Source organism: Pseudomonas sp. ES3-33 (assembly GCF_000952175.1).
Lineage (GTDB): Bacteria > Pseudomonadota > Gammaproteobacteria > Pseudomonadales > Pseudomonadaceae > Aquipseudomonas > Aquipseudomonas gregormendelii.
In genome coordinates, this window is sequence record NZ_JZRI01000140.1 from 1 (window position 1) to 26,720 (window position 26,720).

Sequence of the window (26,720 nt, forward strand, 5' to 3'; positions counted from 1 at the left end):
GCCCCCAAGCAGATCATCTGTGCCGCGATGCGCAAGCTGCTGCATTTCGTTTACGGCGTGCTCAAGTCGGGCCAACCATATGACCCGAAACTTGCGCTTGCTCAGTGAGGTTCAAGACGGTATCTACATAGACCAGGTACACCCGCAATTCGGCGTTGCATGCAATCCTTGTAGGAGCTGCCGCAGGCTCGGGCCGCGTTCGGACGATCTTTTGATCTTGGCGCCCACAAAAAAGCCGCAACCTGAGTTGCGGCTTTTTTGTTCAGCGATGGATCAGTGAGCGAACAGCGAGTTGCCCTTCTGCCCCGCCAGTTTCTCCGGTTTGATCAGGAATCGCGCCAGCGCCGGCAACAGCCACAGCGCGCCGAACATGTTCCAGAGCAACATGAAGGTCAGCATCAGGCCCATGTCGGCCTGGAACTTGATGGCGGAGAAGATCCAGGTGCACACGCCAATCGCCAGGCACAGGCCGGTGAACAGCACCGCTTTACCGGTGGACTTCAGTGTCTGGTAATACGCCTCTTGCAACGGCAGGCCGGCACGCAGGAAGCTTTCCAGGCGGCTGTAGATGTAGATCCCGTAGTCAACGCCAATCCCCACACCCAGCGCCACCACCGGCAGCGTTGCGACTTTCACGCCGATGCCCATGAAGGCCATCAGGGCGTTGCCCAGTACCGACGTCAGCACCAGCGGCAACACGATGCACAAGGTCGCCGCCCAGGAACGGAAGGTGATCATGCACATGGTCGCGACGCAGATGTAGACGAGGATCAGGATGGTCAGCTCCGACTCCTTGATGACTTCGTTGGTCGCCGCTTCGATCCCGGCATTGCCGGCCGCCAGGATGAATTCCAGGCCGTCCTTGTTGTTTTCCTTGGCGAACTCCTGCACCGCATGCACCGCGCGGTCGAGGGTCTCGGCCTTGTGGTCGTTGAGGAACACCAATACCGGCGCCAGGGAGCAGCTGTTGTTGTACAACCCATCGGCCCGGGCGATGGAGTTGTTCAATACATCCGGGTTACGTGACAGGGTTTCCCATTTCAGGTTGCCCTCGTTCATGCCCTTGATCATCTGCTTGGACACGGTCACCAGCGAGATCGCCGACTGCACGCCCTCGGTGTTTTGCATCTTCCACATCAGCTCGTCGATAGGCGCCATGGCTTCATAGCGCGAGCAACCCTCGGACTTGGTCTTGACCATCACCACCAATACATCGGAGCTGGTGGAGTAATTGCTGATGATGAAGTTGTTGTCCTTGTTGTAGCGCGAGTCCGGACGCAGTTCCGGTGCGCCCTGGTCGAGATCACCGATTTTCAGGTTTTGGCTGTACCAGAGGCCGCCACCGAAAGCGATCAGGGCCAGGACAATCGAGATCGGTGCGACTTTCGGGCTGGCAAAGTTCGACAGCAGGCGCCAGAACGGGTGTTCGCGGTTTGCGTCCTTCTTGCTGCGCTCCACGGCGCGCTTGCTGATACCGACGTAGGAAATAGCCACTGGCAGCAGGATCAGGTTGGTAAACACGATCACGGCCACGCCGATCGACGCGCCGATCGCCAGCTCGCGAATGACCCCGATGTCGATGATCAGCAGCGTGATGAAACCCACCGCGTCCGCGAGAATCGCGATCATCCCCGGCAGGAACAACTGGCGGAACGTGCGCCGCGCAGCGGTCAGGGCGTTGTCCGCCTCGCTCGATTGCAAGGCGATGCCGTTGATCTTCTGCACGCCATGGGAGATCCCGATGGCGAAGATCAGGAACGGTACCAGCATGGAATACGGGTCAAGCCCGAAGCCGAAGAAGTGCATCAACCCGAGCTGCCAGACCACCGCGACCAGCGTCGTACTCAATACCGCCACGGTGCTGCGCATGCAGTTGGTGAACCAGTACAGCAGGATCATGGTGATGACGAAGGCCACGCCGAAGAACATTACCACCATCACCAGCCCGTCGATCAGGTCGCCGACTTTCTTGGCGAAACCGACGATGTGGATCTGGACGTTGGGGTTCTGTTTCTCGAACTTGTCGCGGATCTTGTCTTCCAGCTCGTGGGAGAACTTGCGGTAGTCCAGGGCCAGCAGCTTGCCTTGGTCCTGCGGGTCCGGGTAGGACTCCAGCAACGGGATATCGACGATGCTGGACTTGAAGTCGTTAGCCACCAGGCGCCCGACTTGCCCGGACTTGAGCACGTTGTTGCGCAGCAGGTCGAGGCTTTCCTGGGAACCGTTGTAGCTCTGCGGGATCACTTCCCCCCCGGCAAAGCCTTCTTCCGTCACCTCGGTCCAGCGCACGCTGGGGCTCCACAACGACTTGAGGCCGGAACGGTCGACGCCGGAAATGTAGAACACTTCGTCGTTGATCTGGCGCAGGGTCTCCATGTATTCCTTGGAGAAGATGTCGCCGTCAGTGGCTTCGACGGAAATGCGTACCGTATTGCCCAGGTTGGCCAGGTCGTTGCGATGCTCCATCATCTTCTGGATGAAAGGATGTTCCAGGGGGATCATCTTTTCGAAACTGGTGGACGGTCGAATCAGCGTCGCCTGCCAGAACAGGAAAATGCTGACCAGCAGGCAGATGGTGATCACTGCCGGGCGGTTGTTGAAAATCAGGCGCTCGAGGAACGTCGCCTTGTCCTGGTGATGACTAGTCATGGATGTCATAGCTCCGCCTTCTTGTTATTTGCCCAGCTCGGCGCCGGTTAGCGAAGTAGCGCGAACGCCGCCCTGTCCTGCCAGAATCAGATTGCCATTGCCCGCCGCTGTCACCGCCGAGACGGAGATGCGGTCGGGGCGATTGAACACGCTGAAGGTTTCGCCGTTGTCGGTGCTGCGCACCACACTACCACCGTTGCCGACGATGACGATGGAGCCGTCGTCGAGCAAGGTCGCACCGGACAAGCCGAACTCCAGCGTGCCACGGGTGGCCTGCAGTTGAACCGGCTCCCAGGTGGTGCCGAAGTCGATGGAGCGAAACAGATTGCCGCGCAGGCCGTAGGCCAACAGGGTGTTGGCTTGAGCGGTACCGATCACGCCAAACAGCGAGCCTTCGTATGGGCCTTCGAGTCTTTCCCAGGTCTGGCCCCAGTCGGCAGAACGGAACATGCTGCCCTGCTCGCCCACGATGAACAGGCCGGCATCCTTGACGGCGGCAATGCCATTGAGGTGGAACTGGTCTTCGTTATCCAGGCGATCGCTGACATCTTCCCAGTGCTTGCCACCATCGCTCGTGGCCAGCAGCGCGCCGTAGGCGCCCACGGCGAAGCCGCTGTTGGCGTCCTGGAACCAGACGTCGAGCAGCGGCGATTCACGTTTGAGGTCTTCGAACTGTTTGGTCCAGGTCACTCCCCCGTCTTCACTGGCGAGGATTTGCGCGTCATGGCCGACCGCCCAGCCATGCTGGTCGTCGACGAAGAACACCGAGGTCAGCAGTTGCCGGGTTGGCACCTTGGCCTGGGTCCAGGTGGTGCCCTGGTCATCGGAATACAGGATGTGCCCGCGATCGCCAACGGCCACCAGGCGCTTGCCGGCGTGCACGACGTCGAGCATCAGGCTTTTGCTGGCCCTGGCCGATTCAACGGAATAGACAACGTCGGATGCCGACGCGGCAGCGGCCAACACAGGCGCCGACCACAGGGCACAGCCCAACAGCGAGAGCGCTGTAGCCAGCAACGCGATTTTGCGCAATGCCGGCGGGCGGCAGTTGCCCACACCCATGACAGGCTCACTCATAGACCTTTCCCCCATTATTATTGTTAGGTCGTTCAACCCTTCAGGGCGCCGTAAGGGTGCTCATGCTGATTGCCTGTTCTGGAGCATAGTCCTGAAATGCGCAATCTAGAGCCCCTTCGGAAGCTGGCTTATCCTATCGGGGTTTGGAAAGGTCTGACAATCGACGCCGCGTTATCTTTTGTTAACTGGCGGGATAAGGGGTGCGGGTGAATGCCAGGGTATTGAAAGAGGTGATGACACCCCGTAGGAGCTGCCGAAGGCTGCGATCTTTTGATCTTGATCTTCGGCAATCTCAGGCCCGCCAAAGCAAGATCAAAAGATCGCAGCCTTCGGCAGCTCCTACAGGGGTACAGTTCAGCGAGGAATCAGGGACAGAGTGCGGAGGGATATCACGGACAAAGTGCAGCGGGATATCACGGGTAGGCTGCAGTGGGATATCAGGGCCAGATTGCCGCAGGATATGGTTATCCTGCGGCATCGGGATCAGGCCAGGCTTTTGCTGACCACCTCAAACACATCGCTGGACAGCTGGCCCGAGGCGCGAATGCGCTCCAGTTCGCCTTTCATCAGCGCCTGGCGGGCCTCGTCGTATTTGCGCCAGCGGGTCAGCGGCGCCAGTTGCCGGGAGGCGATCTGTGGGTTGAAGCCGTTCAGCTCGATCACCAGATCCGCGAGGAAACGATAGCCAGAACCATCGGCCGCGTGGAAGTTGATCAGGTTCTGCCCGGCAAATGCACCGATCAGGGCGCGGACCTTGTTCGGGTTCTTGAGGTTGAACGCCGGATGTTGCATCAACGCCTTCACCCGCTCCAGGCCGCCCGGTAACGGGCTGCCGGCCTGGACGCTGAACCACTGGTCCATGACCAGGGGATTGTCCTTGAAGTGCTCGGCAAAGCTCGCCAGGGCCAGGGCCTTCTGTTCTTCGAATGGCGAGTTGACCAGTACCGCCAGCGCCGTCAGGCGCTCGGTCATGTTGTCGCTGGCCTCGAACTGCTCCAGGGTCGCGGCCAAGACTTCGGCTTTTTCACTGAGCATCAGGTAGGACAGCGCGATGTTTTGCAGGGCACGACGCGCGAAGTGTTCGGCTTCGGCAACGTAGGGCGTTTTCTTCGACAGGTCGCGGTTGGCCTGGTAACGCAGCCACAGCGGCTCGAACAGGTTGTTCGCCAACTGCTCGCGGGCAAACTCCCGGGCGGCATGGATGGCGTCGACGTCGGCCACTTCACTGATTTCCGTCAGGTAGGCTTCGCCTGGCAGCGAGAGCATCTCGGCGACCATGGCCTGGTCCAGTGTTTCGTCGGTCAGCACGCTGTGCAAGGCTGTAATCAGACGCTGGTCGAGCACCAGCGCTTCACCTTTCTGGTAATCGCCAATCAGTTCCTGCAGCACCTGCACCGACAATTGCTGGCCGGCTTCCCACCGGTTGAAACCGTCAGTGTCATGCTGCATGAGGAACATCAGCTGGTCGCGGCTGTAGGGGAAGCTCAGCTTCACCGGCGCCGAGAACCCGCGCAGCAGCGAAGGCAGGGGTTGTTCGGCGATGTCGACGAAGGTGAACGTCTGTTCGGCTTCGGTCACCGAAATAACCCGCGAAGTACCCTGGGCACTGGCTTCGACCTGCAGACGCAGGGCGATTTCGCGGCCCTGGCTGTTCAGCAGGCCCAACTCGACCGGGATCACGAAGGGTAGCTTCTCGACCTTGTCGGGGGTGGCCGGGCAGCTCTGGCGGAAGGTCAGGCTGTAGGTTTTCGCGGCGGCATCGTAAGACTCGCTCACGGCCAGGCGCGGGGTGCCAGCCTGGCTGTACCAGCGTTTGAACTGGGTCAGGTCGACACCGTTGGCGTCTTCCATCGCCTTGATGAAATCGTCGCAGGTCACGGCCTGGCCGTCATGGCGTTCGAAGTACAGATCGCTGCCTTTGCGGAAGCCTTCGGCACCGAGCAGGGTGTGGATCATGCCCACCACCTCCGAGCCTTTTTCGTACACGGTCAGGGTGTAGAAGTTGGAAATCTCGATGAAGCTGTCCGGGCGCACGGCGTGGGCCATGGGGCCGGCATCTTCGGCGAACTGGTGGGTACGCAGGTAGGCCACGTCCTGGATGCGCTTGACCGTGGCTGAGTTCATGTCGGCGGAGAAACCGGAATCGCGGAATACGGTGAAGCCTTCCTTGAGCGACAGCTGGAACCAGTCACGGCAGGTCACGCGGTTGCCCGACCAGTTGTGAAAGTATTCGTGGGCGACAATCGCCTCGACGCGCTGGTGAGCGGCGTCGGTCGCGGTCTCGGCCCGGGCCAGCGCGGCGCTGGAGTTGAAGATGTTAAGGCCCTTGTTTTCCATGGCGCCCATGTTGAAGTCGTTCACCGCGACAATCATGAAGATGTCCAGGTCGTACTCGCGACCATAGACTTCTTCGTCCCAGCGCATGGACTTCTTCAGGCTGTTCATGGCGTGCTGGCACTTGTCGATGTTTTCCGGCTCGACGTAGATGCGCAGAGCCACGGAACGGCCGGTCATGGTGGTGAACGTGTCTTCTACGCACCACAGGTCACCGGCCACCAGCGCGAACAGGTACGCCGGCTTCATGAACGGGTCTTCCCAGGTTGCCCAGTGCCGGCCGTCTTCGTCAGAGCCTGAAGCGATCGGGTTGCCGTTGGACAGCAGCACCGGATAGCTGTGCTGCTCCGCCATTACCGTGGTGGTGAACTTGCTCATCACGTCCGGGCGGTCGAGGTAATAGGTGATCTTGCGGAAACCCTCGGCCTCGCACTGGGTGCAGAACATGCCGCTGGATTTGTACAGGCCTTCCAGGGCGGTGTTGGTTTCCGGGTGGATCCGCACGCTGGTGTCGACCGTGAACGCAGGGCTGGTCGGGTGCAGGGTCAGATGATTTTCGGTCAGCTGGTAATCGCTCTCGCTCAACTCGCTGTCAGCCAGGGCCACCGACAGCAGTTCCAGCTGCTGGCCATCCAGCACCAGCGGCGGCAGGCCGGGGCCGCGCTCGGGGTTACGGCGCATCACCAGTTGCGCATGGACCAGGCTGTGGTCCTCGAACAACTCGAAGGTCAGGTGCGTCTCGTCGATCAGGTACTCGGGCGCCTGATAGTCCTTCAGGTAGATCATCTTCGGTTGTTCGGTGCGCATGCTGGAGTCCTTACTGATGCACGGCGAGCTGATAAGCCGTGTATTTACGAATATTGATGACGCCGGTGTCGAAGATAAGGTATTGGCCCTTGATCCCCAGCAGCGTGCCTTCGGCAATCGGGTTCTTGTCCAGGTTGAAGCTGACGATCTTGGCCGGGTATTGCTCGACCGGATAGTGGATTTCAATGGGCTCCACGTCGGCAATGGTCTGGATCGCCTGCAGGCCGAATCGTTCCTGCAAACCTTGCAGGCCCTCGGCGCAGCTGTCGAACAACTGGTCACGGATTTGCGCCAGGTCCACGGACACTGCCTCGCCCTTGAGTAAAGCACGCCAGTTGGTCTTGTCCGCGACCTGACTGCGGAACAGGTCCTCGACAAAACCCGACTGCTGGCGGGTCGACGCCCGCATGATCGGCAACGCCTGGCGCGCGCCCTGATCGATCCAGCGGGTCGGCAGCTGGGTGGCGCGGGTAATCCCCACTTTCACCCCTGACGAGTTGGACAGGTAGACGATGTGATCGGTCATGCAGAACGTCTGGCCCCACTCCGGATCACGGCAGGTGCCGGCGTCGAAGTGGCAACGTTCGGGGCTCATGATGCACAGGTCACACTGGGCCAGTTTGGTCATGCACGGGTAGCAGTAGCCCTGGCTGAAGCTGGTCTTGGTCTTGCGTCCGCAATGGGAGCAATGGATCGCCCCCAGGTACTCCAGGCGTACTGTGGTGCCGATCAACGGATTGACCGGCACCTCGGCATCCCCCAGACGAAACGCGTACTGCACATTCGGCCCGTCCAGGCGCGCCGACATCTTGCTGATTGCACCGCGGCCAATCTCGATCAATGGATGGCATCCGACTTGAACAGGATATTGGGCACTTCAATCGACTTGGAACTGCACTCCTGCGGGCCCATGTAGCCAGTGCGCTGCTCTTCAGGCAGGTTCTGGATTTCCCAGGCGATCATCGCCTGCAGCGACAATTCCCGTTGTTCGGCGGTGAGTTTGCCACCATCGGACCATTTGCCGATTTCCACCGCCAGTTTCAGGCTTTCGTAGATATCGGGGGTGATGTTCTTGATCATTTCGTTAAAAGAGGACATTGGGTCTCCGCGCTCTTTATTCACAGCAAAAAATTCAGGCGGCCAGTTTACGGCGGTTGTACAAACCGCCCAACAGGCCTGTGAAGCATCCGATGAGTAACCCGCCGACGTGGGCGGCGTTGGCAATTTCGCCGAAGCCGATCATCGAGACCAGCCCGGACAGGCACAGCACCAGCCATACCAGCATCATCACCAGCACGCCGCGCGGCAGGCGATACGCCGGGTTGGGCGACAGCAACTGGAAGATCCAGCAGTGCCCGAGCAGGCCGTACAGCACCCCCGATAAGCCGCCGAACAGGGTCGGGCCGCTGAACAGGTACTGCGCGTAATTGGACACCAGGCTGAACAGCAGCGTCAGGCCGACCAGGTTGATGCTGCCCTGGCGCGACTCTATGCGCCGTCCCAGCTCCCAGTACCACATGCCGTTCATGGCCAGGTGCAGGATGCCGAAGTGGATCAGCATCGGTGTCACCAGGCGCCACCACTGCCCTGCCGCGAGGCTGTCCGCCAGCGGCACGAAGTGGATGTACTCGCCGACGATGCGGAAATCAAGGAAGGTCAGCCAGCGCATCGTACCGAGGTTTTCCCCCAGCAGCGTGACCGCGCCAACGATGATACTCAGCAGCAACACCAGAGCCGTGGCCTTGGCGTAGCGCAGTTGCTCGACAAAACCCGGCCGATGAAGGGGTTGTGCTTGCGGGATATCCAGTTGCTGGTCGGGGTCGCCGGCAGGAAAACGCTCGTAGAGTGAGCGCACGTCCTCGCTGATGTTGGCCGGCACCCAGAGCACCTGCTCACCCGCCTCCTCGCTGACCCGGTGCGGCACCTGCATGCGCTGCAGCAGCTTGACGAATCCGCTCAGGTCCACCGCCAACGGCAGGCGCAATACGGCCACCGTACTCATTGCAACACCTCCGGCCGCTCGACATCGACCCAGACGAACTTGTTCGGATCGAGGCGGGTTTCCTGGTCCAGGCGATAGGCGACCAGTTTGCCGTAAAGCACCGCGCTGTAATCCAGGCAGGCCAGGTTCGGGCGAATCGGTGCCGGTTTGCCGCTGCGCCAGTAATGCCCGACGAACAGCAACGGCTCGTGCGCACCATAGCGCAGCAGATTGGTTTTTTCGGAAGAGGACAGCGGCGTCCGGGCTACCGGATCAGGCAAGGCGTCAGGCTGGAACACAATGTCTCCGTAGGTTTGCGGGTCGTCTTCCCAGAACTTGGTGCGAAAGAACGAACGCGTCAGGCCATCGCCGCTGGTCATGGTCAAGCCATCGGGCAGGCGCATGTCAGTGCCGCGCAACAACCGGTCGAACACGGTGCAGGCAAAACTGCCGGGCACGGCCGACGCCTGGAGGAAATGCTCATCGACGCAGCCGTTGGGGAACAGCGCCCGCAGCGGCTCGATCAGGCCGGCATCCCAACAGGCATGCACCACCCTGAAACGCCCGGCATCGACGAACAGCGGCATTTCGTAAAACCATTGCAGGAAGTCGTGCCAGTCCGCCGGATGGTCCTCGAACTGGGTCAGGGTTTCATGCAGCAATCGTGCGTGGCGCGGTGTGTGCTCGCGCACGAACTGCTTGCCGCTGCCCGGCAGCGCCGGCGTGCTCCAGCCCAGGGCGTTGAACTCGTGATTACCCATGATGCACAGCGCCTGGCCAGCTTCGACCATGTCATGGACGATGTGCAGGGCCTCGCGAATGCGCGGGCCGCGGTCGATGATATCGCCCACGAACACCGCCATGCGCGACGTGTGCCGCCAGACGCCACCGTGCTTTTGATAACCGAGCCGGTCGAGCAAGTGCTCAAGGGTCAGAGCGCAACCGTGCACGTCACCGATCAGGTCGTAGCTACGCGCGGGATCAAGCATCAGTCGCCTCCACCACCCAGCCGGCTGCCCCAGCCGAGCTTTGTCCGGCAGACTTCATAATAGTTATGGTCCAGCGGGTGGATCAGCCGCAGTTTCTGGGCCTTCTTGCTGATGGTGATGGTGTCACCCGGCGCGCAGGTGAAATGGTTCTGCCCATCACAGGAGACTTGCGGATAGATCTGCATATCCTTGGACACGACGATTTTCAGCTCACTGTTGCCATCGACCACAATTGGCCGTCCCGACAAGGTATGGGGGTACATCGGCACAATCACAATAGCGTCGAGCTTGGGGTGCATGATCGGGCCGCCCGCTGACAGCGCATACGCCGTAGACCCGGTCGGCGTGGCGACAATCAGGCCGTCGGCTTTCTGGCTGCAGACGAACTGGCCGTCGATGTACAGCTCGAACTCGATCATTCGCGTGGACTTGCCCGGGTGCAGCACCACGTCGTTCAGTGCATCGCCCTGACCGATGGCCTCGGCGTGCCGGCGGACTTCGGCCTGGAGCAGGAAGCGGTTTTCCACCAGGTAGTGGCCGTCGAGCACTTCGGCGACTTTCACTTCCAGCTCATCGGGGCGAATGTCGGTCAGGAAGCCCAGGCTGCCGCGGTTGATGCCCAACACCGGAATATTGTGTCGGGCCAGCGCCCGTGCAGCGCCGAGCAGGCTGCCGTCACCGCCGACCACAATCACCATGTCGCACACTTCGCCGAGCATCTTGCGCGATGAGGTCTGCAGGCCATGCCCTGGCAATACTTCGGCGATGGTGTCTTCCAGGATCACGTGCAGGTGACGATCGAGCAGGAAGCGTTTCAGTCGGCGAACGGTATCCAGCACCTGCGAACTGCCGAGGCGACCGATGATGCCGATATTACGAAATTGCTCCATGGGGCCCCTAGTGTCTGTGCCGGCGAAAAACACGATTATGGGCGAAACCCGGCCGCAGACAAAATCCTTTCAGCCACAAGGGGCTACTCGTGTTTCAGGCTATGCTCGCAAGATGATCCTATTTCCAGATTTGCTGCAGTTGCCCCACCAGCTACGCCATCCCGAGGTGCGCGACCTGGCGTGGGTCATTCTCGCGCCGCCGATGCTCAGCGAGACGCCATGGCCGCAGCGCCATCCGCTGGCCGGCAGCGACTGGGTGCAGGCGCCGCAGCACCTGGAAGACTGGCTGCGCCAGCTCGATCGTGACAGTTATGACTTGCTGCATTGGCTGGCCCAGGCCCGGACCCGGCGGCTGGGTTTGTATTACGAGCGCCTGTGGCAGTACGCAGTGCGCAATGCGCCCGGTATCGAGCTGATCGCAGCGAATCTGCCGATCCGCCGCGAGGGTCACACCTTGGGTGAGCTGGACATGCTGTTGCGCGATCGCGACGGTGTGCACCATCTGGAACTGGCGATCAAGCTGTACCTCGGCCCGCAGCATGGCGATGGCCGGGATACCGGGCAATGGCTGGGGCCCGGCTGTCACGACCGGCTGGACCGCAAGCTGGCGCACCTGAGCCAGCACCAGCTGCCCATTTCGGCGCGCCCGGAAAGCCGTGCCGTGTTGGCGGCCCTGGATATCCAGCAGTTCAGCGCGCACCTGTGGCTCGGCGGCTACTTGCTGTATCCCTGGCCGGGCACCGCCGAGCCACCCGGCGGCGCGCATCCCCACCATTTGCGTGGCAGCTGGCTGCATCAGAAAGACTGGGCGACATTCGTTACCCGGCGTCCCGGCGGACGCTGGCAGCCCCTGCCCCGCCATGCCTGGCTTGCGCCTGCGCACTACCCGGCAGAGCAGACCTGGAGCCAGGGGCAACTGGATGCCTGGTTGGGCGAGCTTGACCCGCAGGCACCGGCGCAGCTGCTGGTGCGGCTGGTGGAGAACGCCGCAGGGGATTGGGAGGAAGCCGAGCGGTTGTTTCTGGTGGCGGATCTTTGGCCGAATGTGCCGGGTGGTGGTTGAGTTTTTTGATGACCCCTGTGGGAGCGAGGCTTGCCCGCGATGGGGCCACCTCGGTCACAGGGTTAACCGCACCGCCAAAGCCGCCAGAGTCACCAGCAGCACCGGCACCGTCAGCACAATCCCCACCTTGAAGTAATACCCCCAACCGATCTTGATTCCCTTGCGTTCCAGTACATGCAGCCACAGCAAAGTGGCCAGGCTGCCGATGGGCGTGATCTTTGGCCCCAGGTCGCTGCCGATCACGTTGGCATAAATCATCGCCTCCTTCACGACACCGGTCGCCTGAGTGGCATCGATCGACAGCAGGCCGATCAACACCGTCGGCAGGTTGTTCATGATCGACGACAGCAGCGCCGTCAGCACGCCGGTACCCATCGCCGCGCCCCAGACGCCATACCCGGCAAAGCCGTCCAGCCAACCGGCCAGATAACCCGTGAGCCCGGCATTGCGCAGGCCATACACCACCAGGTACATGCCCAGGGAAAAGATCACGATATGCCAGGGAGCTTCCTTGAGGACCTTGCGGGTGGAGATCTTGTGGCCTTGCGCCGCAATCACCCAGAGCAGAGCCGCACAGACGGCAGAAATGGCACTGATCGGAATCCCCAGCGGCTCCAGGGCAAAACAGCCCACCAGCAAGATGACCAAGACCGCCCAGCCGGCATAAAAAGTCGCCTTGTCATGGATCGCACTGGCCGGCTCTTCCAGCTGTTCGGGGTCGTAATCCTTGGGGATGTCACGGCGGAAATACCACAGCAGCACACCCAGGGTGGCCAAGACGCTGACCAGGTTGACCGGCACCATCACCGCCGCGTAGCGGTTAAAACCGATGTTAAAGAAGTCGGCGGAGACGATGTTGACCAGGTTCGACACCACCAGCGGCAGGCTGGCCGTGTCGGCGATAAAGCCGGCGCCCATCACGAACGCCAGCGTCGCGGCAGGCGAAAACCGCAGTGCCAGCAACATGGAAATCACGATAGGCGTGAGAATCAGTGCAGCCCCGTCATTGGCGAACAACGCCGAGACCAGCGCACCGAGCAATACCATGAAGGCAAAAAGTTTGCGTCCGCTGCCGCGCCCCCACCGGGCGACATGCAGCGCCGCCCAGGCGAAGAACCCCGCCTCGTCCAGCAACAGGCTGATAATGATCAGTGCAATGAACGTCCCGGTGGCGTTCCAGATGATCTGCCACACCAGCAGGATATCGCTCCAGTGCACTGCGCCAAACACCAGTGCCAGCACGGCGCCCAGCACTGCACTCCAGCCGACACCCAGGCCTTTGGGTTGCCAGATCACCAGGGTAATGGTCAGCAGGAAAATCAGCGAGGCGGTGAGCATGCAGGAGCAGCCTTCAAAAATCGATGCAACATACAGGATCCCGAAGACCGCTCCTATCCCAATGAACGCTGTTTATCAGACCTTCTTGTGCTGCTCTACCCAGCGCCCGTAAGCGTCAATGAATTTCTGCAGAAACGGCTTCACCGACTCGGACAGCTTGCCCGCCTCATCAAACGCCGACCCCGCCCCACTCAGGTACGCTTCCGGTTGCTGCATGAGAGGCACGTCGAGAAACACCATGGACTGGCGCAGGTGATGATTGGCACCAAACCCGCCGATCGCCCCGGGAGACACGCTGATCACCGCACCAGGCTTGCCACTCCAGGCACTCTGCCCGTAGGGCCGCGAGCCCACGTCAATTGCGTTTTTCAGCGGGGCCGGTACAGAACGGTTGTATTCCGGAGTGACGAACAGCACCGCGTCGGATGAACTCACGTGTTGCCGGAAAGTACTGTAGGCTGCCGGCGGTGATTGACCATCAATGTCTTCGTTATAAAGCGCCAGGTCGCCGATTTCGACGATTTCCAGCTTGAGATTTGCCGGAGCCAGTTCAGCCAGGGCCAGTGCAACCTTGCGGTTGATCGATTCCTTTCTCAAGCTGCCGACCACAACGGCGACCTTATAGACATTGCTCATGGAAGATTCTCGACTGTTCAACGGAAAGAACCTGTAGTTATAGATGACGATTCACCCAGGACGCGACCGAAAATTCGCCCCTGCGACTATTTTTTTCTTGCAAGAAAACTTACTTCGCCCAAGCACGGTCTACACACCGCAAATTGAGTGATTTATCTCCAGAGGTTCTAAGCAGATGGCAGCAGTACTTGTCGGTCAGTTCCATGCAAGAGATGCGGAAGGCCGCGTCTATTCGGTGCATGAGTTCCAGGAATCCACCCCGTCGGCAGACGGCCTAACCGGCTCGGTGCCTGTCACCACCTACAAGCTGGCCATCGGCGACCGGGTCAAGAAGCTCGATGACAACCAGTTCCTGCTGATTCAATCGGATGTGACCATCGTTCGCGAGCCGGATACCTACGTCGGCAAGCTGCCGGAAACGAACGTCGCCTCATAACCTGCCGTTATGAGCAGAAGTCAGATGCGCGGACATGAGTTAGGATTCAAACACTGAATCCTTCATCTGCCGAACATGGACTTCACGCATGCGTTTACGTCATATCGAAGTCATCCAGGCGCTGTTGCAGACCGGTCACCTGGGCACCGCGGCCGAATGGTTGCAGTTGCCAGTGGCCGAGGTAGAACGCACCCTGCGCGACGCTGAAGACCAGCTGGGTTTCATGCTGTTTTCCAGCGTCCGTGGCCGCCTACAAGCCACGCGAGAAGCGCGGGAGTTGCAGGTTGAAATTGCCCACGTCTATGAAGCACTTGAGCCGGCCCAGCGCCTGGCCAGCAGCCTGAAGCAATACCAGGCGCCCCCGCTGCGAATCATCTGCACCCCGCCCCTGGCGCACAAACTATTGCCCCACGCCATTGCCGCCCTGCGCCGGCGTCTTCCCGACGCACCTTGCACCCTGCTGGCCCAACCCACCCGCGACATCGTCAAGCGTCTGCTCCTGCGCGAAGCCGACCTGGGCCTGAGCCTGCACGACCCGGACCATGCCGATATCGATTGCCAGGCCATCGCCCAAGGCAAGATCCAGCTGCTGGCACCCCATGGCTGGCTGCAACCCAAACAGAAATACATTTCGCTGCAGGACCTGGCAGGCCAGTCGATGGTCGGCCTCGACGGTCATGATCCGCTGAGCCTGGCGCTGGAGCACAAACTGCATGCGCTACGCCCGGCCCCGGTCATCCACACCCGGGTGCAGACGCACCAGATGATGCGCAGCATGGTCGAAGCCGGGGAAGGCCTGGCGCTGGTAGATCCGTTCACCGCCCTGGGAGCCAGGACCGCCGAACTGGACACCTGCCCGCTGGCACCCGCGGTGCCGATCAGCCTGTATGCCCTGAGCCTGAAAAACGCCGAACCTTCACCGGCGGCTCAGGCCCTGCTGGAGATCATCACGGAACAAGCCGTGGCGATGTTGGCGAACTGAGCGGCATGACCAGCGGATCATCAAACAATCGATACCAGAACAACGCGACCTCGGCCGTATTGGGATCGATGCCGCGATAACGCAGGTAGTCGATGCCGCCTACCACGTAGCCGCAACGCTCGTAGAGTCGGCAGGCACCCAGGTTGTTGTTCTGGGTTTCGAGCATGATGCCTGGCAGTTTCTTTTTCCGCGTCCAGAACTGCGCGACATCCAGCAGGGCTTTGGCGACACCGTGGCGCCGCGCCGGCGCATGCACCGCCAGCTCGTCGATATGGGCAAAGCCGTTCCAGTTGGTGCTGACCACCAGATGGCCCACCGGCTCATCGTCCAGATAAGCCATGAACACCGCGCTATCAGCCGCATCGCGAAAATTGCTGAACTCTTCAGGGTCAATTCCGTAGCACTTTCGATACGGCGTGATGGGCGTCACGGGCCACTGCTCCACTGGCTTGCCGACTTCGGCGGCGACATAAGCCGAGACTTCAAAACTGAAATCGCTGCCCCAGATATAGGGGGCAAATCCATCGTCAGCGACTCGTACCGACAGCCCTGGGTATTTGGGATTCATAACCGGTTGCATGCTGGGAAAGGTCCTCATTCCTTGATGCAATCGACGGTGTAGTACCGCCCATTGCCCTCATCTTCGTGTTGCAAGCCGTGCACATCGGCGACAAAGCCGGGAAAGCTGCTGTCGAATGTGCGGGCAAATGCCAGGTAATCGTTGATTGAACGGGTGGCGTCGGTAAAACGCTCGCCGGGCATGATCAACGGGATTCCTGGCGGATAGGGTACCAGCATCACGGCAGCGATCCGCCCATCCAGGGCATCGATCGACACAGCTTCAACGTCGCCGCGTACCAGGTGATCATAGGCGTCAGACGGTTTCATGGCGATCTGTGGCAGTACGGTATACATGCGCTTGAGGTGTTTGGCCGTGGCGTTGCTGCGGTAACAGGCGTGCAGTTGGTCACACAAGTCACGCAAGCCCATGCCCCGATAGCGATCGGCATCCTCTTGCGCGATGCACGGCAGGCAACTCGCCAGGCTGACGTTGGCATCGTAGCTGCGCTTGAATTCCAGCAACTCAGTGAGCAAGGTGCTCCATTTGCCCTTGGTAATGCCCATGGAAAACAGCACCAGGAACGAATACAGCCCGGTCTTTTCCACCACCAGGCCGCGCTCCCAGAGGAATTTGCTGACCACCGCCGCCGGAATCCCGCGCTCGCTCAAGGCACCTCCCGCCGTGAGGCCGGGCATCACCAGGGTGACCTTGATCGGGTCGAGCAGCACGTAATCGTCGGTTACACCAGCAAAGCCGTGCCAGTCGGCGTCAGGCTGCAGCAACCAGTCTTCGGTGACCACTTGTTTGATGCCTTCCACCGAAGGCGGCTGCCAGATCGAAAACCACCAGTCATCGGCGGCGATGTGCTGGCGCAGGTTGGCCAGGGCGCGCCGAAAACTCAGGGCTTCATCGAACATTTCCTGCAGCAGCGAGCGCCCCGAAGGCCCTTCCATCATCGCCGACGCCACATCCAGCGAAGCGATGATGCTGTACTGCGGCGAAGTGGAGATGTGCATCATGAAGGCTTCGTTGAAGCGATCGCGGTCCAGTTGGCGGGCCCCACCGTCCTGCACGTGAATCATCGAAGCCTGGCTGAACGCCGCCAGCAGCTTGTGCGTGGAATGGGTGGTGAAGACCAGCGGGCTGTCCGCGCTGCGCGAGGTCCCCATGCCGTAGCGCCCGGCGAAGAACTCATGGAAGGCCGCATAGGCGTACCAGGCCTCGTCGAAATGCAGCACCTCGACGCTGTTGCCCAGGCTCTGCTTGATCAGTTCGGCGTTGTAGCAAAGGCCGTCGTAGGTCGAATTGGTCACCACTGCCAGCTTGACCTTGGGCGCCCGCCCTTTGGTCAACGGACTGGCATCGATCTTGGCCTGGATCGTCTCGCGGCTGAATTCGCTCAAGGGAATCGGGCCGATAATCCCCAGTTCATTGCGTTCCGGGCACAGGTACAGCGGAATCGCCCCGGTCATGATGATCGAATGCAGTACCGACTTGTGGCAGTTGCGGTCCACCAGCACCAGGTCATCCCGGGCGACCATTGAATGCCAGACGATCTTGTTGGCGGTGGACGTGCCGTTGATGACGAAGAAGGTGTGATCGGCACCAAAGTTACGCGCCGCGCGCGCCTCGGCTTCGGCCAGGGGGCCGGTGTGGTCCAGCAGGGAACCCAACTCTGGAACCGACACCGACAGGTCCGAGCGCAGGGTGTTTTCCCCGAAGAACTGATGAAACGCCTGCCCTACCGGGCTCTTGTGATAGGCCACGCCACCACCATGCCCGGGGGTGTGCCACGAATAATTGGAGTCGGCGGTATGCTGCACCAGCGCCTTGAAGAACGGCGGCAACAGACCGTCGAGGTATTTGCGTGCCGCGCGGGCGACCTGGCGGGCCAGAAATGGCACGGTGTCTTCGAACAGATACAGGATGCCGCGAAGCTGGTTGAGCTCGGCCATGGCATCCGCCGGAGCGTTTTCCAGGGTCACCTGTTCGCCGAGGGCAAAGATGGGCAGATCCGGCGCGCGAACCCGGGCCAGTCCGATCAGCTCGGCCATATTCTGTAACAAATGTGAATTGGCGCTGGCGTCTTCACTGGCGATCAACATGCAGGAAAGACCGTGATGGGTCGAAGCAACCAGGCGGCCCTCGGCGTAGTCCATCGCCGAGACAATGCTGAAGCCTTCCTGCTCCAGCTCCCGGGCGATGCCGCGCACCCGATCACCGGCTACGGTGTCGGCCTTGATGTCGCGATGGACGATCAATACCGGGAATTTCAAGTCTTTATACATTGGGCTCAGGATCCTGAGGCGGCAGCTCAGGGTCTGCCAATCTCCTCAGGGTAGAGGGTTGGAGCGAATGTGGCGAGTGGGGATGCCCTGAAATGGGTCATCGCCTCCTCGCCCTCCGTAGGAGCTGTCGAGTGAAACGAGGCTGCGATCTTTACCAAGACTACACCGAGACCTACGCCGAAGCCTCAGCCTCAACCAGCTGCTGCCACAACGCCGGAGCCCCCGCCGCCTTGGCGATCGCTTCCAACCGCGCCACATGCTGGGCCAGGTCATCCTCACTGGCGCGGATGATCCGCGTCGGCTGGCGATCTGCCGGCAGGCGGCGTATTTCGGTCGCCGAATTATCCGCCCCTTCGCCCGAACCATTGCCATCGGAGGCGTTACCGGCCAGCGACAGGCTGGTCTGGCCACCGGTCATGGTCAGGTAGACGTCCGCCAGGATCTCGGAGTCGAGCAAGGCGCCGTGCAGCTCGCGGCCCGAGTTGTCGACGCCGTAGCGCTTGCACAGGGCATCCAGGCTGTTGCGCTGCCCCGGGTGACGTTCCCGGGCCATCATCAGGGTGTCGAGGATCGAGCAGTGTTGCGTGATGTCGGCGCGATCGTGCTGGCCCATCAGGGCGAATTCGTTGTTGATGAAGCCAACGTCGAATGCCGCGTTGTGGATGATCAGCTGCGCACCCTTGATGAATTCGAAGAACTCATCGGCCACTTCGTTGAAGCGCGGCTTGCCCACCAGGAATTCGTTGGTGATGCCGTGCACGCCAATCGCGCCTTCGTCACTCTCGCGATCAGGTTGCAGATAGACATGGAAGTGCCGGCCGGTCAGGCGCCGACCGAGCAACTCGACACAGCCGATTTCGATAATCCGGTGGCCATCGGTCACCGGCATGCCGGTGGTTTCGGTATCGAGTACAACGGATCTGGTGGCCATCAGTGCTCAGCTCTCAACGGGTCGATCTTGAAAAAGCGCGAATGTTAACACGCTGGCGGAGGCCTTAGAGAACAGGGTCACCGTGTAGGAGCTGCCGCAGGCTGCGATCTTTTGATCTGCGCTCTGAAAACAAGATCAAAAGATCGCAGCCTGCGGAAGCTCCTACGGGGGTGTGCAGCGTTTCAGGCTTGTTTGTAGCCGCGCACTTCATCGACGCCGCGGTTAGCCAACTGGTCCGCCCGTTCGTTGCCATGATGGCCAATGTGCCCGCGCACCCATTTCCAGGTGACATTGTGGCGATTGACCTGCTCGTCCAGCAGCTTCCACAGATCAGCGTTTTTTACCGGCTCTTTCGCCGCCGTCTTCCAGCCGCGCTTCTTCCAGTTGTCCATCCACTCGTTGATGCCCTTCATCACATACTGCGAGTCGGTCACCAGCAGCACGTCGCAGGAGCGCTTCAGTTCTTCCAGGCCACGGATCGCCCCCATCAACTCCATGCGATTGTTGGTGGTGTTGGCCTCGCCACCCCAGAGTTCTTTTTCAACGCCCTTGCACACCAGCAATGCGCCCCAGCCGCCAGGGCCGGGATTGCCCTTGCAGGCGCCGTCGGTGAAGAGTTCTACGCTATCGCTCATGCCAACCTTTCCAGAAAAATGCCGTGGCTCGCCGATCCGTGATCAGCGATGCCCGAGGCCGGGGTCAACCCGGCCGGGAATAAAAGAGTGTCTTACGGTTCGATGCGGCGACGGTTGACCTTGGCCATCGGCAACGGAATCAACTTGCCCATGGGCTCGCGGCGCTCCTGGCGCAGGGGGCGCAAACCGACCACGATCTTGCGTGCCACCAACAGATAGAAGCCGCCACCGGACAGCTGCCAGTCGCCAGCCTTGCGCTCCCAACCGGCCAGCCGGGTCTGCCATGCCGGGGAAGCAAGCGGCGGACGATAGCACCCGAAGCGGCGTTTCTCCAGCGCGAAGCCCAGCAGGTTCAGCCAGTCCCCGACCCGCGAAGGCGATATGCAGCGGGCCTTGCGCAAGCCGTCATGGGCAAATACGTGCCGCAACCCCCAGGTGCTCCAGGGGTTGATGCCGATAATCAGCAGGTGCCCTCCTGGCCGCACGCTGCTGGCGGCCTCACGCAGCAAGCCGTGTGGCGACAGGCAGAAATCCAGCCCATGCTGCAGCACCACGACGTCGGCGGCATGTTCACTCAAGGGCCAGGCCTGTTCCTCGCAGACGATCTCCACACCGGGCAGCGGCGCGCCCAGGCGCACATTGCGCTGCACCTGCGGCGCCGACGGAGGCGTTTGAGCCGATGGGCCGTAGTGCACCAGATAGCCACCAAAGAAGCGCGCCAACTCGTCTTCGAGCATGCGCCGCTCTTCATCCAGGAGAAATTGCCCAATCGGGCCGGACAGCCATTCACGGGCTGCGCTGATCAAATCCAGCCAGTCAGGATCCGCCTGAGCGAACGCTTTATCGGTCATTGCATTCTCCAACGCGCCAGGAAGTTCTAAGATGCGCCAATGTTTTCCGCTTGGCGAATCCGACGATGATACAGATCAGTGCCCTGCCTGCCTTTACCGACAACTACATCTGGTTGTTACAGGACCACAATACCCAGCGCTGCGCCGTGGTCGATCCCGGTGACGCCGCGCCCGTGCAGGCCTGGCTTGCGGCCCATCCGGGCTGGGTGTTGAGCGATATCCTGATCACCCATCACCACCATGATCACGTCGGCGGCGTGGAACTGCTCAAGAGCGCGACGGACGCGACGGTCTACGGGCCGGCCAGCGAGCGCATCCCGGCCCGCGACGTGGCGCTCAAGGACAACGACCGGGTCAGCGTGCTGGGCTGGGAGTTCGATGTTCTTGCCGTTCCCGGCCACACCCTGGGGCACATCGCCTTCTATCATCATGGCCTGCTGTTCTGCGGCGACACCCTGTTCGCTGCCGGTTGCGGCCGCCTGTTCGAGGGCACTGCGGAGCAAATGTATACCTCCCTGAACCGGCTTGCAGCCCTTCCCGAGGATACGCTGGTGTATTGCACCCATGAATACACCCTGAGCAATCTGCGCTTTGCCGTCGCGGTCGAGCCCGGCAATCCGCACACGGTCGAACGCCTGGGCAAAGTCACACAAATGCGCGAGTCCGGGATCATGACCCTGCCTTCGACGCTGGCCCTGGAAAAGCTCACCAACCCCTTCCTGCGTGCCGGCGAAACATCTATTAAACAAAAAGTGGACGAACGGAGCGGCGCCGATAACAGTAGCCCGAGTGCGGTCTTTGCTGCCTTGCGTGCCTGGAAAGACAAGTTCTAGGGAGGCTACCGGGCGGTACAGGAATTCTCAATGGTTGACCTCGGGGGGTGTGCTTTCTAGAATCGCCCGACATTTTTGCCCGGAACTTACTTCCAGCCAATGTCGTCATCTATTCGTAAGTCCATCAATTCAGACGCATTGACCCGCCTGGCTCAAGCCATCGCGGTGGCTGTGTCCGCCACCCTGGCGGGCTGTTCAAGCCATGTGCCGCAAACCGAAGCGACACACACCCCCAACATCGCCGCTCGAGCCAAGCAAAAACCTGTCTGGCTCAGCGAAAAGCCTGTTCCGCAAATACCACAGGACGTCTGGGAGCGCATGCGCCAGGGCTTCCAGTTGCAGGACAGCGTCGGCCTGAACCCGCGCATCGAACAACAGCGCCTGTGGTTCGCCAACAACCCGTCTTATCTCGAAAACGCCGGCGAACGCGGCAGCCTGTACATTCACTACATCGTCGAACGCCTGGAAGAACGCAACATGCCGCTGGAACTGGCGCTGTTGCCAGTGATAGAAAGCTCCTACAACCCGATGGCCTATTCCCGGGCCCATGCGGTGGGACTTTGGCAATTCATTCCTTCCACCGGGCGTTACTTCAACCTGCGCCAGAACCAGTTCTACGATGGCCGTCGCGATATCACCGCCTCGACCACCGCGGCGATGGACTACCTGACCCGCCTGCATGACATGTTCAACGGCGACTGGCTACTGGCACTCGCGGCCTACAACGCCGGGGAAGGAACGGTCAGCCGGGCGATCGAGCGCAATGAAAAGCTGGGCCTGCCGACCGATTACTGGAACCTGCCGCTGCCGGCGGAAACCCAGGCGTATGTACCCAAGCTGCTCGCGCTGTCACAAGTGGTGCTGGCGCCGGAAGCCTACGGGGTGAACCTCAGCCCGATCGCCAACGAGCCGTACTTTAAGGTGGTCGAGATCAACCAGCGCATGGACCTGTCCAAGGTCGCTGCAGTGGCCAACATCGACGAAGACGAACTGTTCCAGCTCAACCCGGCATTCAAGCAGCGCACCACCACCCTCGATGGCCCCCAGCATTTGCTGGTGCCCACCTCGAAGGCGCAACTGCTGACCACCAGCCTGTCGACCATGCGCCCGGAAGAACTGATCAGCAAGCGACCGCTCAAGCCAGTGTTCGAGAGCGCCAACAGCCCGGCGATTGCCGGCGCCAAGCGCTCCTACCGGGTCAAGCGCGGCGACAACCTGGGCACCATTGCCAAGGCCAACAAAGTCGACGTGAAAGATCTCCAGCAGTGGAACAAGCTGACCGGCAAGAACCTCAAGGTTGGCCAGACCCTGGTGATGCAGGACAACACCAAGCGCAGCGGCGGACGCGTCAACACGGTAGTCGCCGCCAACAGCAAGAAACAGCAGACCAAATACAAGGTCAAGCAGGGCGACTCACTGTACATGGTCGCCAAGCGCTTTAACGTCGAGATGCAGCACCTCAAACGCTGGAATCCACGCCTCGGCCAGGCCCTGAAGCCCGGCCAGATGCTGACGGTCTACTCGCCGCACTAAAAAACAGCCCCTGAACCAGGGGCTGTTTTTCAAGAAAGCACACAATCCCCTGCAGGAGCGAGCTTGCTCGCGAAGAACCTGAGAACGCCGCGGGGTGACAGATTCCCAGCGTTATCGTTAACGACCATCGCGAGCAAGCTCGCTCCTACAAATACGCCATCTTTTTCCTGCGAAGACAAGCTGTTACTGTACGGTCCATAAAGCCCAAGCCGCCTGGATCGGATCTCTGACTTGAAGCGTCCCCTCCTCCTGCTCCTGATCAGCCTGGCCTTGAGCTCACCCGCAAGCGCGACGATCAGCGAAAGCCATGGTTATGCGCAGTTCGGCACCCTCAAGTACCCGGCCAGATTTACCCACTTCGACTGGGTCAACCCGCAAGCGCCCAAGGGCGGTACGTTGCGAGTGATGGCATTCGGCACCTTCGATACGCTCAATCCCTATACTTTCAAGGGATCGAGCCCGGTTTCCACGCCCAATTTCCTGCAATACGGCATCAACGAACTCAACGAGCCGCTGATGGTGGGCACCGGCCAATACGCGCCGTCCGGCGATGAGCCCACCTCCAGCTACGGGCTGATCGCGCAATCGGTGGAGTACAGCGAAGACCGCAGCTGGGTCGTGTTCAACCTGCGCCCCGAGGCCAGGTTTCATGACGGCGCGCCGATCACCGCCTACGACGTCGCGTTTTCCTATCGCCTGCTGCTCAAGGAAGGGCATCCGCAATACCGCACCAACCTCCAGGAAGTACTGCGGGTCGATATCCTCAACCCCCACCGTATCCGATTCGTCTTCAAGCGCGCCGGCAACCCGTTGTTGATCCTGCGCCTGGGCGAGTTGCCGGTGTTGCCCCAGCATTACTGGAAAGGCCGCGACTTCAAGGCCACTACGTTCGAACCGCCCCTGGGCAGCGGCCCCTACCGCATTACTTCAGTAACGCCCGGGCGGCAGTTGATTTTCGAGCGGGTCAAGGATTACTGGGGCAAGGACCTGGCGGTCAATCGCGGCAAGTACAACGTCGACCGGATGGAGGTCGAGTTCTACCGCGACAGCGACGTCGCCTTCGAAGCGTTCAAGGCCGGGGAGTTCGACATCTACATCGAGCACCAGGCGAAAAACTGGGAAAACGGCTACCGCTTCCCGGCGGTCAGGCGCGGCGAGGTGATCAAGGCGCTGATCCCCCACCAGATTCCGACCCAGAGCCAGGGCCTGTTCATGAACACCCGGCGCCCCGCCTTTGCCGATCCCAAGGTCCGCGAAGCGCTGGGATTGATGTTCGACTTCGAGTGGACCAACCGCACGCTGTTCAGCGGCGCCTACAAACGCGCCATGAGCTACTACCCCAACAGCGAGTTTTCCGCCACCGGGCTGCCGGTCGGCCACGAATGGCTGATGCTCAAGCCCTATCGCGATCAGCTGCCGGCCAGGCTCTTTACCGAACCTTTCAGCCTGCCCCAGACCGATGGTCGCGGCATTCCCCGGCAGACACTGCGCAACGCCCTGGGCCTGCTCGCCGAAGCCGGCTGGAAGCTGAACGGCCAGCGCCTGCAAAATGCCGCCGGCCAGCCGCTGCGCCTGGAGATCCTGCTGGTCAACCCCAACCTGGAACGCATTCTCCAGCCGTACGTCGAGAACCTCGCGAGCATCGGCGTCGATGCCCGGCTGCGAACGGTCGATCGCGCCCAGTACAAGCAACGTCTCGACCAATTCGACTTCGACATGATCCTGATGACCCTCAACCAGACGCTCAGCCCCGGCCTGGAGCAATGGCAGTACTTCCACTCCAGCCAGGTGGCGGTCAAGGGCAGCAAGAATTACGCAGGTATCGCCAATCCCGTGGTTGACCACCTGCTCGAACAGCTGCTCGCAGCCAAGACCCGTGACGAGCAGGTCGCCGCAGGCAAAGCCCTGGATCGCGTACTGCTGTGGCAGCACTACATCATTCCCAACTGGTACCTCAATTATCACCGCCTGGCCTACCGCAACCGGTTTGCCTTTGTTACCACGCCGCCCTACACCCTGGGCTTGAGCGCGTGGTGGCTGAAATCTTCGGAGAAGGATCGATGACCCCTGTACGTGCCCTGCTGTTGCAGGTCAGCGGCCTGATGTTTGCCGGGCTGGCCTGCGCCGCTCCGCAACACGCGCTGACCCTGTACAACGAACCGCCCAAATACCCGGCCGACTTCAAGCATTTCGATTACGTGAACCCCGACGCGCCCAAGGGCGGGACCTTCCGCCAGGCAGGCTTCGGCGGCTTCGACAGCCTCAATCCGTTTATCAGCAAAGGCGTGCCCGCCGACGATGTCGGCATGATCTACGACACCCTGGCCAGACAAGGCCTGGACGAACCGTTCACCGTGTACGGCCTGGTCGCCGGCAAGATCGAGAAAGCCCCCGACAACAGCTGGGTGCGTTTCTATTTGCGCCCGCAAGCCCGGTTCCACGACGGTCACCCTATCCATGCCGAGGACGTGATCTTCAGTTTCGACATGCTCACCAAGGAAGGTGCCCCGCTCTATCGCGGCTATTACAGCGACGTGGCCGAAGTGATCGCCGAAGACCCGCTGACCGTGCTGTTCAAGTTCAAGCACAGCAACAACCGCGAGCTGCCGCTGATTCTTGGCCAACTGCCGGTACTGCCCAAACACTGGTGGACCGACCGCGACTTCAACAAGGGCAACCTGGAAATCCCTCTTGGCAGCGGGCCCTACCGGGTCAGCGAAGTAAAGGCCGGGCGTTCAGTGCGCTACGAACGGGTCAAGGACTACTGGGGCAAGGACCTGCCGGTCAACCGCGGCTTCTATAACTTCGACGTCATGACCACCGACTACTACCGCGACAACACCGTCGCCCTGGAAGCCCTGAAAGCCGGCCAGTTCGATTACTGGCTGGAGATGACCGCCAAAAACTGGGCCAACGCCTACAACATTCCAGCAGTCACCGAAGGCCGCCTGATCAAGGAGCAAATCCCCAACGGCAACCCGACCGGCATGCAGGGCTTTGTATTCAACCTGCGGCGCACGCTGTTCCAGGATGTGCGCGTGCGCCAAGCCTTGAGCCTGCTGCTGGACTTTGAGTGGACCAACAAGCAACTGTTCAACGGCGCCTATGTGCGCACCCGCAGTTACTTCGAAAACTCGGAAATGGCTGCCACGGGCCTGCCGGATGCCGACCAGCTGGCAATCCTCGACCCTTTTCGCGGAAAAATTCCCGAGCAGGTGTTCAGCGAGGCGTTCCAGAACCCGCGCACCGATGCCAGCGGCATGATTCGCGCCCAGCAGCGCCAGGCCTATCAACTGCTGCAGGAGGCCGGCTGGCGCATCGTCGACGACAAGATGGTCGATGCTACCGGCAAACCGGTGACCATCGAATTCCTGCTGGCCCAGACTGAATTCGAGCGGGTGCTGCTGCCGTTCAAGCGCAACCTCAGCGATCTGGGGATCGACCTGGTGATCCGCCGGGTCGACGTCTCCCAGTACATCAACCGGGTGCGCTCACGGGACTTCGACATGATCGTCGGCAGCTTCCCGCAGTCCAACTCGCCAGGCAATGAACAACGGGAGTTCTGGATGTCTGCCGCCGCCGACAAACCCGGCAGCCGTAACTCCATGGGCCTCAAGGACCCGGTGGTCGACCAGCTGGTCGAGCAACTGATCAACGCCGATTCGCGCAAAAGCCTGGTGGCCCATGCCCGGGCGCTGGACCGCGTGCTGCAATGGGGGTATTACGTGATCCCGAACTGGCACATCAAGACCTGGCGCGTGGCTTACTGGAACCATATCGGTCATCCGAAAATCTCACCGACCTACGATGTCGGCATCAACACCTGGTGGATCAAGCCGGATGCCAAACCGGCGATAGAGGTCGAAACCAAACTGCAAACCGACGCTACGGGCACGGAGTAATCA

Annotated in this window: 22 protein-coding genes and 1 pseudogene; 8 read left to right on the forward strand and 15 right to left on the reverse strand. The window is 60.9% G+C overall.

Going from position 1 to position 26,720, the window contains the following annotated elements; all coding sequences use genetic code 11:
• A pseudogene (locus tag UB23_RS30390) lies at positions 1–108 on the forward strand (IS110 family transposase); the annotation flags it as partial.
• Positions 109–273: 165 nt separating this feature from the next.
• On the opposite strand, the gene UB23_RS23000 reads toward UB23_RS30390, so the two are convergent.
• The 8 genes from UB23_RS23000 to UB23_RS23035 form a co-directional block, all read right to left on the reverse strand.
• Positions 274–2,649 (reverse strand): efflux RND transporter permease subunit, encoded by a 2,376-nt coding sequence (locus tag UB23_RS23000; protein ID WP_045061637.1) that lies wholly within the window; start codon positions 2,647–2,649, stop codon positions 274–276.
• 24 nt (positions 2,650–2,673) lie between these two features.
• The gene (locus UB23_RS23005) at positions 2,674–3,726 is read right to left on the reverse strand and encodes a WD40/YVTN/BNR-like repeat-containing protein (RefSeq protein ID WP_045061590.1); all 1,053 of its coding nucleotides are present in this window, start codon (positions 3,724–3,726) and stop codon (positions 2,674–2,676) included.
• A gap of 483 nt (positions 3,727–4,209) precedes the next feature.
• A complete protein-coding gene (gene pepN / locus UB23_RS23010) occupies positions 4,210–6,867 on the reverse strand; it encodes an aminopeptidase N (RefSeq protein WP_045061591.1) in 2,658 nt (885 codons plus the stop codon).
• Between the two features lie 10 nt (positions 6,868–6,877).
• The gene (locus tag UB23_RS23015) at positions 6,878–7,708 is read right to left on the reverse strand and encodes a DUF2797 domain-containing protein (protein ID WP_045061592.1); all 831 of its coding nucleotides are present in this window, start codon (positions 7,706–7,708) and stop codon (positions 6,878–6,880) included.
• Positions 7,705–7,965, reverse strand: a complete 261-nt coding sequence (locus UB23_RS23020; protein WP_045061593.1) for a YeaC family protein — start codon at positions 7,963–7,965, stop codon at positions 7,705–7,707. Before UB23_RS23020 ends, UB23_RS23015 begins: the two co-directional genes overlap by 4 nt.
• Before the next feature lie 34 nt (positions 7,966–7,999).
• A complete protein-coding gene (locus UB23_RS23025; RefSeq protein WP_045061594.1) occupies positions 8,000–8,869 on the reverse strand; it encodes a rhomboid family intramembrane serine protease in 870 nt (289 codons plus the stop codon).
• Entirely contained in the window at positions 8,866–9,837 is a 972-nt protein-coding gene (locus UB23_RS23030) for a metallophosphoesterase (protein WP_045061595.1), read from the reverse strand. The genes UB23_RS23025 and UB23_RS23030 overlap by 4 nt, the downstream gene beginning before the upstream one ends.
• Positions 9,837–10,727, reverse strand: coding sequence for an NAD(+) kinase (locus UB23_RS23035; RefSeq protein WP_010459816.1), 891 nt, complete (start codon positions 10,725–10,727; stop codon positions 9,837–9,839). Before UB23_RS23035 ends, UB23_RS23030 begins: the two co-directional genes overlap by 1 nt.
• 112 nt (positions 10,728–10,839) lie before the next feature.
• On the opposite strand from UB23_RS23035, the gene UB23_RS23040 reads away from it, so the two are divergent.
• Positions 10,840–11,790: a DUF1853 family protein gene (locus UB23_RS23040; protein ID WP_045061596.1), complete on the forward strand. Its 951-nt coding sequence runs from the start codon at positions 10,840–10,842 to the stop codon at positions 11,788–11,790.
• A gap of 54 nt (positions 11,791–11,844) precedes the next feature.
• Here UB23_RS23040 and UB23_RS23045 read toward each other — a convergent pair whose 3' ends face one another.
• Together UB23_RS23045 and UB23_RS23050 are read right to left on the reverse strand one after the other, a co-directional pair.
• Complete coding sequence (locus tag UB23_RS23045) at positions 11,845–13,128, reverse strand: arsenic transporter (protein ID WP_045061597.1); 1,284 nt, start codon at positions 13,126–13,128, stop codon at positions 11,845–11,847.
• Positions 13,129–13,203: 75 nt separating this feature from the next.
• Positions 13,204–13,764 (reverse strand): NADPH-dependent FMN reductase, encoded by a 561-nt coding sequence (locus UB23_RS23050; protein ID WP_045061598.1) that lies wholly within the window; start codon positions 13,762–13,764, stop codon positions 13,204–13,206.
• A gap of 175 nt (positions 13,765–13,939) precedes the next feature.
• Here UB23_RS23050 and UB23_RS23055 point away from each other — a divergent pair, with 175 nt between their 5' ends.
• Positions 13,940–14,200 (forward strand): hypothetical protein, encoded by a 261-nt coding sequence (locus UB23_RS23055; protein WP_045061599.1) that lies wholly within the window; start codon positions 13,940–13,942, stop codon positions 14,198–14,200.
• Between the two features lie 88 nt (positions 14,201–14,288).
• The gene (locus tag UB23_RS23060) at positions 14,289–15,182 is read left to right on the forward strand and encodes a LysR substrate-binding domain-containing protein (protein ID WP_045061600.1); all 894 of its coding nucleotides are present in this window, start codon (positions 14,289–14,291) and stop codon (positions 15,180–15,182) included.
• Here the strand turns inward: UB23_RS23060 and UB23_RS23065 are convergent.
• The 5 genes from UB23_RS23065 to UB23_RS23085 all read right to left on the reverse strand — a co-directional run bounded on the left by UB23_RS23065 (position 15,148) and on the right by UB23_RS23085 (position 20,449).
• Positions 15,148–15,762, reverse strand: a complete 615-nt coding sequence (locus UB23_RS23065) for a GNAT family N-acetyltransferase (protein ID WP_045061601.1) — start codon at positions 15,760–15,762, stop codon at positions 15,148–15,150. The genes UB23_RS23060 and UB23_RS23065 overlap by 35 nt on opposite strands.
• A 14-nt stretch (positions 15,763–15,776) precedes the next feature.
• Positions 15,777–18,032, reverse strand: coding sequence for an Orn/Lys/Arg decarboxylase N-terminal domain-containing protein (locus UB23_RS23070; RefSeq protein ID WP_045061602.1), 2,256 nt, complete (start codon positions 18,030–18,032; stop codon positions 15,777–15,779).
• A 172-nt stretch (positions 18,033–18,204) separates the two neighbouring features.
• The gene (gene dnaQ / locus UB23_RS23075; protein WP_045061603.1) at positions 18,205–18,963 is read right to left on the reverse strand and encodes a DNA polymerase III subunit epsilon; all 759 of its coding nucleotides are present in this window, start codon (positions 18,961–18,963) and stop codon (positions 18,205–18,207) included.
• 182 nt (positions 18,964–19,145) lie between these two features.
• A complete protein-coding gene (gene rnhA / locus UB23_RS23080; protein WP_008028618.1) occupies positions 19,146–19,598 on the reverse strand; it encodes a ribonuclease HI in 453 nt (150 codons plus the stop codon).
• 92 nt (positions 19,599–19,690) lie between these two features.
• The gene (locus tag UB23_RS23085) at positions 19,691–20,449 is read right to left on the reverse strand and encodes a class I SAM-dependent methyltransferase (protein ID WP_045061604.1); all 759 of its coding nucleotides are present in this window, start codon (positions 20,447–20,449) and stop codon (positions 19,691–19,693) included.
• Between the two features lie 65 nt (positions 20,450–20,514).
• Between UB23_RS23085 and gloB the strand changes: the two genes are divergently transcribed.
• The 4 genes from gloB to UB23_RS23105 all read left to right on the forward strand — a co-directional run bounded on the left by gloB (position 20,515) and on the right by UB23_RS23105 (position 26,717).
• Positions 20,515–21,282: a hydroxyacylglutathione hydrolase gene (gene gloB, locus UB23_RS23090; protein WP_045061605.1), complete on the forward strand. Its 768-nt coding sequence runs from the start codon at positions 20,515–20,517 to the stop codon at positions 21,280–21,282.
• Positions 21,283–21,381: 99 nt separating this feature from the next.
• Entirely contained in the window at positions 21,382–22,815 is a 1,434-nt protein-coding gene (locus UB23_RS23095) for a transglycosylase SLT domain-containing protein (RefSeq protein WP_045061606.1), read from the forward strand.
• A 231-nt stretch (positions 22,816–23,046) separates the two neighbouring features.
• Positions 23,047–24,879 carry an extracellular solute-binding protein gene (locus UB23_RS23100; RefSeq protein WP_045061607.1) on the forward strand — a complete coding sequence of 611 codons (1,833 nt, stop codon included), beginning with the start codon at positions 23,047–23,049 and terminating at the stop codon, positions 24,877–24,879.
• Positions 24,876–26,717, forward strand: a complete 1,842-nt coding sequence (locus tag UB23_RS23105) for an extracellular solute-binding protein (RefSeq protein ID WP_045061608.1) — start codon at positions 24,876–24,878, stop codon at positions 26,715–26,717. Before UB23_RS23100 ends, UB23_RS23105 begins: the two co-directional genes overlap by 4 nt.
• Positions 26,718–26,720: the final 3 nt, after the last annotated feature.